The following is a 13,290-nucleotide window of genomic DNA, read 5'->3' on the forward strand; positions in this document are numbered from 1 at the left end:
TTGATTCACCAATGACCAGGCTCTTCAAGGGTGGAGCATGCCGGCCCCGCCCCCGTCCACGAATGAGGTGATTGCAGTGTCATTCACGGCCCCTCTCGATCTGCACGTTCACGGCCCGCAAGGGCTCTATGACCCTGATACGGAACACGATGCCTGCGGTTTCGGCATGGTGGCCACCCTCAACCGACGGGACGAAAGACTGATCGTCGAGCAGGGCATCCGCGTACTGGTCAACCTGGACCACCGAGGGGCCGTGGGAGCCGAGCCCAACACCGGCGATGGGGCCGGCATCATGCTCTCCATGCCTGACGAGTTCATGCGCACCCGCGTCTACCGGGATCTGCCTGAAGCCGGCCACTATCTGGCAGGCATGGCCTTCCTGGACAGGGATCCGGCTCATGCTGCCAGCCAAGAAGAGGCCATAGCCTCGATCGCCGGCCAAGAGGGGCTGCGCGTCCTGGCCTGGCGGGCAGTGCCCACCAATCCTGACGGACTGGGTCTGCAGGCCCTGGCCTCCATGCCCCGCTTCCTCATGCCCATAATGTGCGATGCCGGTCCTCAAGGCCGCGGAGGACTGGATCTGGAGCGGCTGGGCTATCGGGTCCGCAAGCGGGCCGAGCATGAACTGGGCGTCTACTTCGCCTCCCTTTCCTGCCGGACCATCACTTACAAGGGCATGCTGACCACCAAGCAGCTGCAGGGCTTCTTCCCCGACCTGAGCGATCCGGCTATGAAGGCCCGCCTGGCCATCGTCCATTCCCGCTTCTCCACCAACACCTTCCCCTCCTGGCCCCTGGCCCAGCCCTTCCGAATGATCGCCCACAACGGGGAAATCAATACCATCCAGGGCAACCGCAACTGGATGTCGGCCCGGGAGGGAAAGCTGAGCTCGGAGCTTCTGGGCGATATGGCCCCGTTGCTGCCCGTCAATACGCCTGGAGCCTCTGACTCGGGCACCTTCGACGAGACCTTGGAGTTGCTCCACCTGGCCGGGCGGTCCCTGCCCCATGCAGTCTCCATGATGATGCCTCCGGCCTGGCAGCAGGATCCGGACATGGATCCTGACCTGAAGGCCTTCTACCAGTACAACGACGCCCTGATCGAGCCCTGGGACGGACCGGCGGCCATCGTCTTCACCGACGGAACCCTGGTGGGCGCCCAGCTGGATCGCAATGGCTTGCGTCCCGGCCGCTGGCAGCTGACCGAAGACGGCCACCTGGTCCTGGCCTCTGAGGCCGGCGTCCTGGAGGATACACCCCAGGAATCCATAATCGCCAAGGGCAGGCTGGAGCCGGGGCGCATGTTCCTGGCCGATACCAAAGAGGGCCGGATAGTGCCCGACAGCGAGATCAAGCGCCAGCTTGCCGGTCTGCACCCCTACAGGAAGTGGATTTCCGAGCGCACCGTCCGCCTGGACGATCTGCCCGAGCGTGAACACGTCAATTACTCGCGCATCTCGGTCCACCGCAGACAGCAGGCCTTCGGCTACACCCGGGAGGACCTGACCATGCTGTTGGGGCCCATGGCCGAAACCGGCAGTGAGCCCATCGGCTCAATGGGCAATGACGCGCCCATCGCCGTGTTCTCACGCCGGTCCCGTATGCTCTTCGACTACTTCACCCAGAAGTTTGCCCAGGTCACCAATCCGCCCCTGGACTGGGAGCGCGAAGAGCTGGTGACCAGCATCGCCTCGGCCATCGGCCCCGAGCCCAATCTTTTGGAAGACACTCCCGAGCACGCCTGGAAGATTCACATCGACCTGCCAGTGGTGAACTCCGTCCAGATGGCGCAGATCAAGCGTCTGGACCGGGCGCCGGTCTTGGAAGGCCGCTTCCGCCCCCGTCTGATCCGCGGCCTCTACCAGGTGGCCGGAGGCGGCAAGGCGCTTGAGGAGCGTCTGGAAGCCATCGAAAGGGATGTGGATCAGGCCATCGAGGAGGGCTGCAATGTGCTTGTCCTGTCCGACCGGGACTCCAACCACATCTGGGGACCCATACCCTCCCTGCTGCTGACCGGGGCCGTACAGCACCATCTGCTTCGTCAGCACACCCGCACGCAGGTCTCCCTGGCCGTGGAGGCCGGAGATGTGCGCGAGGTCCACCATGTGGCCCTGCTGATCGCCTACGGCGCCGCCTGCGTCAACCCCTACCTGGCTCTGGAGTCTGTGGAGAATCTGGCCAACAGCGGGGACCTGCATGTGGACGCCAAAAAGGCCTCCGACAACCTGGTTCGGGCTTTAAGCACCGGCGTCCTCAAAATCATGAGCAAGATGGGCGTGAGCACCATTATGTCCTACCGTGGCTCCCAGCTCTTCGAGGCCGTCGGGCTGAGCCAGGAGGTCATCGATCGCTGGTTCACCGGCACCACCTCCCTGGTGGGCGGCATAGGCCTTGACGAGATAGCCGCCGAGGTGGCTCAGCGCCATCGGGTGGCCTACCCTATCGAGTGGACCGCCGGATCCGGGCATGACTTGGAAACAGGCGGCAACTACCACTGGCGTCGCACCGGCGAGGACCACCTGAACGACCCGGAGTCCATCTTCCTGCTCCAGCAGTCCACCAAGCGCGGGGACTACGGACTCTTCAGGGACTATACGAACCATGTGAACGCGGCGGCAAAGCAGGGCTTGACCCTGCGCGGCCTTATGGAGTTGCACTCCGACAGGGCGCCCATACCACTGGACCATGTGGAGCCAGCGGAGTCGATCGTGACCCGCTTTTCCACCGGCGCCATGAGCTACGGATCCATCTCCCAGGAGGCCCATGAAACCATGGCTTTGGCCATGAACCGACTCGGAGCCCGGTCCAACTCGGGTGAGGGCGGCGAGTCCCCGGACCGGATTGCAGACCCGGCTCGGACCAGTCGCATCAAACAGGTGGCATCAGCCCGGTTCGGGGTGACCAGCGACTACTTGGTCTCGGCCACCGATCTGCAGATCAAGCTGGCACAAGGAGCCAAGCCGGGGGAGGGCGGCCACCTTCCCGGTGCCAAGGTTCCGCCCTGGATCGCCCAGGTCAGGCGTTCCACACCCGGGGTCGAGCTCATCTCGCCTCCGCCCCATCACGACATCTACTCCATCGAGGATCTCAAGCAGCTCATCCACGACCTGAAGATGGCCAACCCCCAGGCCCGCATCCATGTCAAGCTGGTCTCCGAGCATGGGGTGGGAACCGTGGCCGCAGGCGTGGCCAAGTGTCATGCCGACGTGGTCCTCATCTCTGGCCAGGACGGCGGCACGGGGGCAGCCCCGCTCAACGCCATCAAGCACGCTGGTACCCCCTGGGAGCTGGGCCTGGCCGAGACCCAGCAGACCCTGGTCATGAACGACCTGCGCTCGCGAATCGTGGTCCAGTGCGACGGTGAGCTCAAAACCGGCCGCGACGTGGTCATAGCCGCTCTGCTTGGGGCCGAGGAGTTCGGCTTCGCCACCACAGCGCTGCAGGTGGAGGGCTGCGTCATGATGCGGGCCTGCCACAAAAACACATGCCCCCAGGGCATAGCCACCCAGGATCCGGAGCTGCGCTCGCGCTTCACTGGCCGGCCCGAGGATCTGATCAACTTCTTCATGTTCATGGCCCGCCAGGTGCGGGAGATCCTGGCCTCCCTGGGCTTCGCCAGCCTGGAGGAGGCGGTCGGCCACGTGGAATGTCTGCGCCGGGACCCCTCCGTGCGCACCTGGAAGAGCCAGGGCATCGACCTGGATGCCATACTGCGCAAGCCGGGTCCCACTCCGGGCACTGTACTGCACCACACTCAGGCCCAGGACCACGAGCTGGATAAGTCACTGGATGTGGACCTGATTAATCAGGCCGTCGATGCCTTGGACGAGGGTCGGCCGGTGGCCATCAAGGGAACCGTGCGCAACGTCAACCGGAGCGTAGGTACCATGCTGGGCTACAGGATCACCCGCAAATACGGTGCGGCCGGCCTGCCCCCGAACACCGTGGACATCACGCTGACAGGTTCTGCCGGACAGTCCCTGGGCGCCTTCATTCCTAGGGGCGAGACCATTCGGGTGATCGGTGAGGCCAACGACTATGCAGGCAAAGGCCTGTCCGGCGGCCGTCTGGTCCTCCACGCTGCCCAGGGAGTTCGCTTCGATCCTCACGAGACCGTCATCTGCGGCAACGTGGCAGGATTCGGTGCCACCTCAGGCGATATGTTCGTGGCCGGGCGGGCCGGTGAGCGCTTTGCCGTGCGCAACGGTGGCGGCCGCTTCGTGGTCGAGGGCCTGGGCGACCACGGTTGCGAGTACATGACCGGAGGACTGGTGGTGGTTCTGGGTTCCGCTGGACGCAACTTCGGCGCTGGCTTCTCAGGAGGGGATGTCTACCTGCTGGATATGGATACCTCTCGGCTCAATCCTCAAGCCTGGAATGACGGCTCCCTGCTGGCCCTGGAGCCCGACCAGGACCAGGCGGCCATGCTCAAGGAACTGATAGCGGAGCATGTCCGGCTGACTGGCTCAAAGGCTGCAGCCGCCCTGCTTGCGGACTGGCCAAGCGCGCTGGCCCGGTTCACCCATCTGGTACCCCGTCGTTATTTGGCCATGAAGCAGGCCATGGAAGAGGCCGAACGTGAGCAGGTGGACTTCAACGAGCCCGGCGTCTGGGATGCCACCTACGCCCAGGTCATGGAAGGAGCGCACTAATATGGTCGACCCCAAGGGATTTCTTAAGGTACGTACCCGGTACGAACTGGCCGAGCGCCCGGTCGCTGAACGTCTGAAGGACTGGCGGGATGTACACCAGCCCACCGGCCCCGGGCCCTGGACCGCCGAGCAGGCCGCCCGCTGCATGGACTGCGGCACCCCCTTCTGCATGACCGGCTGCCCTCTGGGCAACCTGATCCCCGAGTTCAACGACCTGCTGTCCCGGGGCCGCTGGGAGGAGGCCTACGAGCGGTTGAGCCTGACCAATAACTTCCCGGAGTTCACCGGACGGATCTGCCCGGCTCCCTGCGAGTCCTCCTGCGTGCTCTCGATCCATCAACCGGCCACCACCATCAAGCTTGACGAGCAGACCATCATCGACCAAGCCTGGTCCCTGGGTCTGGTCAAGCCCCGGCCTCCGCAGCGGTTGACCGACATGACTGTGGCTGTGGTCGGGTCGGGTCCAGCAGGGTTGGCCTGCGCCCAGCAGTTGACCAGGGCCGGACACACGGTAGTTGTCTATGAGCGCGCCGATGCCATAGGTGGCCTCTTGCGTTACGGCATTCCCGCCTTCAAGCTGGAGAAGTCCCTGCTGGATCGCCGGTTGGAGCAGATGGAGGCCGAGGGAACCCGATTTCGCACTGGCGTCGAAATCGGCCGAGAACTGGGTTGGGACCAGCTGCGTGCCCGATACGATGCCCTGGTGGTGGCCATCGGTTCCACCGAACCCCGGCGTGTGGACCTGCCCGGACGGGAGCTGAAGGGTATCCACTACGCCATGGACTTTCTGCCTGACCCCACCCGTAAACTCATGGGCCGCGAGCCCATCAACGACATCGATGCATGCGACAAGAACGTCATCATCATCGGCGGCGGCGACACCGGGTCGGACTGTTTGGGCACGGCTCTTCGAGAGGGCGCCAAGTCGGTCACCGTCCTGCAGATCCGGCCTCGGGAACCCTCATCCAGGCCTGATAACCGGCCCTGGCCAACTTACGCCAGGCTTTACAATCCCACCTCCTCCATGGAGGAGGGCGGCCACTACGAATACGCGGTGGACAGCCTGGAATACCTGGGTGCCGGGGCTGATGACCGAATCAACCTGGACCAGACCAGCGCCCCCACCGGCTTCGACAGGGACGATGAGGGACGAGTGCGCGGCGTTCGCGTGGTGGATGTCAGTCGTGACGACCAGGACCGAATCATCCCCCATCCCGACACCGAGCGAGTTCTGCCTGCAGACCTGGTGCTGATCAGCATTGGCTTTGCCCATCCGGAGACGGTCACCCTAACAGGACAGACCGGCGTAGGACTGGACCCTCGCGGCAACGTGGCCCGTGATGCCGACTATGCCACCGATCGTGACGGGATCTTCGTGTGCGGTGATGCCGGACGCGGCCAGTCCCTGGTGGTCTGGGCGCTGGCCGAGGGTCGTTCCTGCGCGGCGGCAGTGGACCGGTATCTGACCGGCGCCACCGAACTGCCTGCTCCTATTCGAGCCGATGAGCGCGCCATGACTCTGCCTGCGGCCGACCGGTGCCCACGCTAATATGAAAAGGTATGGTGCCGATCGAAGGGATGGAGGCAGTGGGATATGACCAACCGCGCTGAACGTAGGGCGCAGGCCAAGCGGAGCCGCCGTGGCGGCAGCGACGACCGGAGGATGGCGGCCAAGGGCAGGGCCGGAGTGATGGACGAACGGGCCTTGCAGGAGCGTTCCCGTCGGCTGGAGGCTGGCCAGGACGCCGAGTGGAAGCCCACCGGGCACACCGATGACCTGGTGCAGAAGGACTCCGTGGACCCCAACAATCGCAACCCCCGTCTGTTGAAGGCTCCTAGTGGTGTGCGTCAGTGGCTGCGAATCCTGGTCTGGGCCCTGATCATTTGCTCCGGCCTGGCCTTCCTGGTCTGCATGTGGCTGCCCCACGTTCCAATCTGGGCCACCATCGCCATCGCGGCGGTCTTCTGCCTGGGCGTACTGGGGCTCTTCCTGGTCGGCGGCAACCGGGACAATCCCCGACTGGACTCCTACGGAACGGCCCTGTGACCATGACCGAAAGCGTGGCAGAAAAGCAGGCTGTGCTCATGCAGCATGTGGGATTCCGCCGTCAGGGCCGGGTCATTCTTGATGATGTCAATCTTGAGGTGGGCCGCGGGCAGAAGTGGGTACTCTTCGGACCCAACGGCGTGGGCAAATCCACCCTGGTGGCCATGATGAGCACCAGAGGCTTCCCCAGCACCGGCAGCGTAGAGATCCTGGGCAACCGGCTGGGCAAGGTGAACGTCTTCTCCTACCGGCATCGGATTGGTCTGGCCTCGGCTGGCCTGGCCAAGACCATCAGCCCTCAGGAGGATCCCTACGACGTGGTGCTGACCGCCTTCAGCGACACTACCGGCCGCTGGAGGGAGACCTTCACGGCCGAGCAGGAGGAGGCCACCCTGGCCTTGATGGATCGGTTCGGCATCGCCTACCTCAAGGGCAAGCGCATGTACCGGCTCTCCGAGGGTGAGCGCGGCCGGGTGCTGATATGCCGGGCGCTGATGGCCAATCCCGACCTGCTCATTCTGGACGAGCCGACCACAGGACTGGACCTGGGTGGCCGTGAGCTGGTGCTCAGGGCCTTGAGCGACATAGGCAGGGAGGACAGGGACAGGACGGTCATCCTGGTCACCCATCGGCTTGAGGAGATTCCTCTGGGCTTCGATCGGATAGCCATGATGGGACGACGTCCTGTGGACACTGCAGACACAGGCGATCCGGATCCTGGCACCGTCGTCTACCAGGGGCCCCTGGAGGGTGGACTGACCGGTCCACGCCTGAGCGAGCTCTTCGGTCTGGACCTGACCGTGGTCCACCGCGACGGACGTTGGGGTGCCTTCGCCGTATGAAGACCACTTGCCGCCGAAGTTCTGACATGCCCGTATCAGCTCAAGGAATAGCAAATTCGTTCACCGAGGCGCGGGTATAGACTGTGGTGGTTTGTCTGCCCAGGGACCGCGGCAGACCTGTATGCGTGAAGGATGTTGACGTGATCAAGATATGGACCCGCTACCTGCGGCCTTACTGGCTCCAGGTGGCCGTTCTGGTGCTCTTCCAGGTGGCGCAGACGGCCTTGAACCTTTATCTGCCCAACCTGCAGGCGGACATCATCGACAAGGGCGTGGCCGTAGGCGACCAGGACGCCATCTACAGGATCGGCTGGGAGATGATGGGGATCACCGCCATCCAGATCGTTGCCAATGTGGTCGCCGTCTACTGCGCCACACGTCTGTCCATGAGGATGGGCTACGAGCTGCGCAGGGACCTGTTCGCCTCGGTGGAGGGCTTCAGCCTCAACGAGATTGAGCGCTTCTCGGCGGGATCCCTGATCACACGCACCACCAATGACGTTCAGCAGATGCAGATGACTACCATGCAGACCCTGATGATCATCCTGCAGGCCCCGGTCATGCTGATCGGCGGTCTGGTTTTGGCCTTGCGCCAAGACGGCCCCCTGACCTGGTCGTTGGCGGTCATCGTCCCCCTTATCCTCTTGGTGGCCCTGGTACTCATGGGCAGGATGGGACCCCTGTTCACCCGCTTGCAGAACATGCTGGATTCCGTCAACCGTCTGGTCCGTGAGCAGATCTCAGGCGTGCGGGTCATCCGCGCCTTCGTCCGTGAGAAGACCGAGGCGGCACGTTTCGACAAAGCGAACCGCGACGTCTATGGTGTTTTGATCTCCACCGGCCGGCTGATGAGCATGATGGTGCCGCTCATGTGGTTCCTGCTGAACATGTCCAATGTGGCCATCATGTGGTTCGGCGGCCGCCGCATCGACTCCGGGGCTATGCAGATCGGCGCCTTGCAGGCCTTCATCCAGTACCTGATGATCATCCTGTCAGGCCTGATGATGGCCGCCATGATGTCAGTCATGCTGCCCAGGGCCGCTGTGGCCGCCCGAAGGATCAACGAGGTCCTGGAGGCCACCAGCGAGATTGCAGCACCCGAGCATCCCTACCGCAACGAGCACCCCCAGGGACTGCTGGAGTTCAAGCACGTGGACTTCAGCTACCCGGGCGCCCAGGACCCGGTCCTTTCGGACATCTCCTTCACCGCACGGCCGGGGACAACCACTGCAATTATCGGGGCCACGGGATCCGGCAAGTCCACCATCATCAGACTTTCCAACCGCATGTTCGACGTCACCGATGGCCAGGTCCTGGTGGACGGGCACGACGTGCGTGAGTACGACCCCGACCAGCTGGCCCTGATATTCGGGCCAGTCCCGCAAAAAGCCACTCTCTTCACCGGGACCATCCGCGACAACATGCACTATGGGGACCCCGACGCCGACGACAACCGCATTTGGGAGGCCTTGCGCATCGCCCAGGCCGAGGACTTTGTGCGTGAGATCCCCGAGGGCCTGGATGCCCGTGTGGCCGAGGGTGGTACCAACTTCTCTGGCGGGCAGAAGCAGCGTCTTTGCATGGCCAGGGCCATCCTGCGGAATCCCCGCATCTACACCTTCGACGACTCCTTCTCCGCACTGGACATGACCACCGACCGGGCCCTGCACGAGGCCCTGGTGCCGGTCACCCGAGAGGCCACCCAGATCGTCGTGGCCCAGCGGGCGGCTTCCATCCGCGAGGCCGACCAGATTCTGGTCCTGGACCGTGGACGCATCGTCGGCCGGGGCACCCACGACCAGCTCATGAAGGACTGCCCAACCTACCAGGAGATCGTCCAATCCCAGGGCGGTCAGGGTCCCGACGTGGAAGAGCTCAGCATTGACGAGGGGAGGGCCGAGTAGATGGCTAAGGACTTGAGCGTAAATACAGGCTCGCAGGCCGTGGGCGGTCGCCGTCACACCGTGGGCCGGCTGGTCCATTATCTGTTGGCCAGCCCCTGGAGGGTCATCGTCATGGTCCTCGCCGGCATGACCGCCGTGGCCATGATTGTCATCGGTCCCAAGGTAATGGGCGAGGCCACCAACGTCCTCTTCGAGGGGCTATTGGGGTCCATGCTGGTCAAGATGGGCGCCAAGCCCGGCACTCCCAAGCAGGCTGTGGTCACCTATCTGCAGTCTCGCGGTCAGGACAAGTTCGCCCGGATGATCGACTCCATGAACGTCCAGGTGGGCGTGGGGATCGACTGGGGGCGCTTCGGCACTATCCTCATGTTCGTCATCGGCATCTACCTGGTCTCCATCCTGGTCAGGCTGGTGCAGAACTTCCTGATGACCCGGCTGGTCTCAGACGCGGTCTATACCATGCGCAGACAGATTGAGGACAAGCTGGACCGGCTGCCCCTGCAGTACTTCGATCGGACCCCGCGCGGCGAGGTCATGAGCCGGACCACCAACGACATCGACAACATCTCGGGAACTCTGCAGCAGATTCTGGGCGAGCTGATCTTCTCGGTCTTTTCCATCATCGGCGCCTTCATCATGATGCTGACCATCTCGCCCCTGCTGACACTGATCGCCTTCATCATCATCCCGGTCATGGCACTGTGCGCGGGCTTCATCCTCAAGAAGACCCAGCCCCAGTTCACCCGGCAGTGGATCCGCACCGGCCAGGTCAACAGCCACGTGGAGGAGATGTTCTCCGGTCACATGGTGGTTCGGGCCTTCGGCCATCAGCGTAAGGCTGAAGAGGAGTTCGAGGAGCGCAACCAGGAGCTCTATCAGGCCAGCTTCAAGGCCTCCTTCTTCTCGGCTCTGGTCACGCCCATGTCTACCTTCTTCGGCAACCTGAGCTTCGTGATCGTGGTCATCATCGGCGGCGTGCACGTGCTCAACGGCAGCATGAGTCTGGGCGGTCTGCAGGCCTTCACCCAGTACACCCGTCAGGCCTCACAACCTATCGGTCAGCTGGCCTCCATGGGCACCATGCTCCAGTCCTCCCTGGCCTCCTGCCGCAGGGTCTTCGACTTTCTGGACGAGGCCGAGGAGGTGCCGGACATCGAGCATCCCGACCATCTGGGCCAGGAGACCGGAGGCAAGGTCGAGGGCCATGTCCGCTTCGACCATGTCCGCTTCTCCTATGATCCGGCCGAACCGCTGATTAAAGACCTTTCCATTGAGGCCAAACCTGGACAGACCATAGCCATCGTCGGGCCCACCGGGGCGGGCAAGACGACCCTGGTCAACCTGCTCATGCGCTTCTACGAGATCCAGGGCGGGCGCATCACCATCGACGGCGTGGACACCTCCAGGGTGACCCGTCACGACCTGCGCAGCCACTTCGGTATGGTCCTGCAGGACACCTGGCTCTTTGACGGGACCGTCCGCGACAACCTGCTCTACGGGCTGGACGAGGGACAGACCATCCCAGAGCAGACCATGATCGACGGGGCCAAGGCCACCCACGTGGACGAGTTCATCCGCAAGCTGCCCCAGGGCTACGATACGGTACTCAATGAGGACAGCAGCGAGCTAAGCCAGGGCGAACGCCAGCTGATGACCATCTGCCGGGCTTTCCTGTCTGACCCCGACATCCTGATCCTGGACGAGGCCACATCCTCGGTGGACACCAGGACCGAGCTGCTGGTCCAGCAGGCTATGAATACTCTGCGCAAGGGCAGGACTTCCTTCGTCATAGCGCACAGGCTGTCCACCATCCGCGACGCCGACCTGATTCTGGTGGTCAACCACGGCTCGGTGGTTGAGCAGGGCACCCATGACCAGCTGCTGGAGCGCGGCGGCGCCTATGCATCCCTCTATAACTCTCAGTTCACCAAGGGCGAGGAGGGCTGAGGAGGCATGAGCTTTAGACGCGGTCCGCTGAGCGTAGGGGAGCGGGTCCAGCTGACCGACCGGCGTTGCCGCAAGCTGACGGTCATGCTGGAACCTGGCGGTTTGACCCAGACCGATCATGGCCTCCTGCCGCACGAGGCCATGATTGGCCTGCCCGAGGGATCCGTGGTAGTGACCATCTCGGCCGACAAGTGGCGGAAGATGCGCCACAAACAGGATGCCAGCATTGACACAGAAGCGCCTGACAGGGCCAAACCTTGGAAGTCCTCACGAGGCATCGGGGGATGGGCTTTCACTGTTATGCGTCCACGGCTTGAGGACTACATTCTCTCCATGCCTCGGGGTGCTCAGATCATGTACCCCAAGGATGTGGCCCGAGTCATCCTTCTGGGCGACATCCGTCCCGGCATGAGGGTTCTGGAGTCAGGAGCCGGCTCAGGGGCCATGAGTCTGGGTCTTCTGGATGCCATTGGCACAGAGGGGAAGCTGACCAGCATTGAACGGCGGGAGGAGTTCGCCCGGGTGGCTATGGGGAACGCCACCGTCTTCTTTGGGCAGCGCCCAGCCCAGTGGGATCTGCGTACCGGCGACTTTGATGCCATTGCTGCAGACCTGCCAGAGGACGGATTCGACCGTATCGTTCTGGACATGCTGGACCCATGGAACCGTCTGGAACAGGCCTATCGTGTCATGGCCCCCGGCGGCGTGCTGACCGCCTACGTGACCACCACCACCCAGCTTAGCCGGCTGGCCGAGGCCCTGCGCGCCGACGGACGGTGGACTGAGCCAGAAATCATGGAGAGTCTGGAGCGCTCCTGGAAGGCCGACGGCCTAGCGGTCCGGCCAGAGCATGAGATGATCGGACACACCGGCTTCCTCTTGATTAGCAGAGCCATGGCTCCGGGCCAGCAGGCTCTTCGCAAGCATGTCCGGGCCACCAAGGACTACCAAACCGATGTGGATCAGAGCAGGCGGCCTGACACGATTAGTAAATTCAGTCAGGAGCGTGAGATGCAGGACGTGGAGGATCTGGAGCTGCGCCGGGTCTCCGATCGTAAGCTGCGCAAGGTGTTGCGCGACCTGGACCATCAGGTGCGCACCCTGCAGGGAGGCCAGGGTCAGGAAGGCTGATCGCCCATGACCCGCACCTTCAGTCAGCTCTGCCATAATGGAAAAGATGCCTGATTTGAACTTCGGGAAAGGAAGCATGCATGGGTTTACGAAAAGGACTGAAGGCCGAGGATCTGCGCAGGTGTAGCCGAACTCTTATGCTTATGCGTCACGCCAAGACCGATCGCCAGGGGTCACAGGGCGATCGCAGCCGTCAGCTGACCGACCGTGGCCAGAAACAGGCCCGGATCATGGGCCGTGGATTGACTGCTTTGGGTCTGGTTCCCGACCGCATTATCTGCTCGGGTGCGCCCCGAGCCCGTCAGACCCTGGACGGCATGCTCAAACCTCTGGGTGACGGACCCCGTGTCGATTACCGGGAATCCCTCTACGAATCGGGCATGCAGGCAGTCTTCGACGAACTGGCGCAGACCGAGGACCGTGACCGCCGGGTCCTGATCCTAGGGCACGAGCCCACCATGTCTATCTGCTCACAGTGGCTGGCCGAGGACAACTCCGATCCCGATCTTTTGGACCTGCTCAATCTTGGACTGCCCCCGGCCACCATGGTTCTTCTGGGCTCTGAGCGACCCTTGACCGACTGGGGAACCCATCAGGCCCGTTTGCTTGGCATTCTTGGCCCGCAGGACCTGGAGGACTGACTGGCGGAACGAGCTATAGGCAACCCTTCAGAGGCAGTCTTAGTGACCAACAGTCCTCTGCCCGTAGTCCTGTCGTTATCGATTCAAGTTATGGCGACACCTTATTTGCACCAATTACCCGCCTCCC

8 protein-coding genes are annotated in these 13,290 nt (G+C 63.3%); all 8 read left to right on the plus strand.

What is annotated here, in order from left to right:
• Positions 1-76: 76 nt before the first annotated feature.
• The 8 genes from gltB to H3T93_RS02130 all read left to right on the plus strand — a co-directional run bounded on the left by gltB (position 77) and on the right by H3T93_RS02130 (position 13,163).
• Positions 77-4,651, plus strand: coding sequence for a glutamate synthase large subunit (gene gltB / locus H3T93_RS02095; protein ID WP_186363885.1), 4,575 nt, complete (start codon positions 77-79; stop codon positions 4,649-4,651).
• 1 nt (position 4,652) lies between these two features.
• Entirely contained in the window at positions 4,653-6,200 is a 1,548-nt protein-coding gene (locus H3T93_RS02100; RefSeq protein WP_144177136.1) for a glutamate synthase subunit beta, read from the plus strand.
• Between the two features lie 45 nt (positions 6,201-6,245).
• Complete coding sequence (locus H3T93_RS02105) at positions 6,246-6,698, plus strand: DUF2975 domain-containing protein (RefSeq protein WP_232348597.1); 453 nt, start codon at positions 6,246-6,248, stop codon at positions 6,696-6,698.
• Between the two features lie 2 nt (positions 6,699-6,700).
• Positions 6,701-7,540: an ABC transporter ATP-binding protein gene (locus H3T93_RS02110; RefSeq protein WP_110425633.1), complete on the plus strand. Its 840-nt coding sequence runs from the start codon at positions 6,701-6,703 to the stop codon at positions 7,538-7,540.
• 140 nt (positions 7,541-7,680) lie between these two features.
• Positions 7,681-9,444 (plus strand): ABC transporter ATP-binding protein, encoded by a 1,764-nt coding sequence (locus H3T93_RS02115; RefSeq protein WP_144177135.1) that lies wholly within the window; start codon positions 7,681-7,683, stop codon positions 9,442-9,444.
• Positions 9,445-11,391 (plus strand): ABC transporter ATP-binding protein, encoded by a 1,947-nt coding sequence (locus tag H3T93_RS02120; protein ID WP_144177134.1) that lies wholly within the window; start codon positions 9,445-9,447, stop codon positions 11,389-11,391.
• Positions 11,392-11,397: 6 nt separating this feature from the next.
• The gene (locus tag H3T93_RS02125) at positions 11,398-12,522 is read left to right on the plus strand and encodes a tRNA (adenine-N1)-methyltransferase (RefSeq protein ID WP_144177133.1); all 1,125 of its coding nucleotides are present in this window, start codon (positions 11,398-11,400) and stop codon (positions 12,520-12,522) included.
• Positions 12,523-12,602: 80 nt separating this feature from the next.
• Positions 12,603-13,163 carry a SixA phosphatase family protein gene (locus tag H3T93_RS02130; protein ID WP_046322947.1) on the plus strand — a complete coding sequence of 187 codons (561 nt, stop codon included), beginning with the start codon at positions 12,603-12,605 and terminating at the stop codon, positions 13,161-13,163.
• Positions 13,164-13,290: the final 127 nt, after the last annotated feature.

The sequence above is a fragment of the Bifidobacterium sp. M0404 genome, from assembly GCF_016101415.1.
Taxonomy (GTDB): Bacteria; Actinomycetota; Actinomycetes; order Actinomycetales; family Bifidobacteriaceae; genus Bombiscardovia; species Bombiscardovia polysaccharolytica.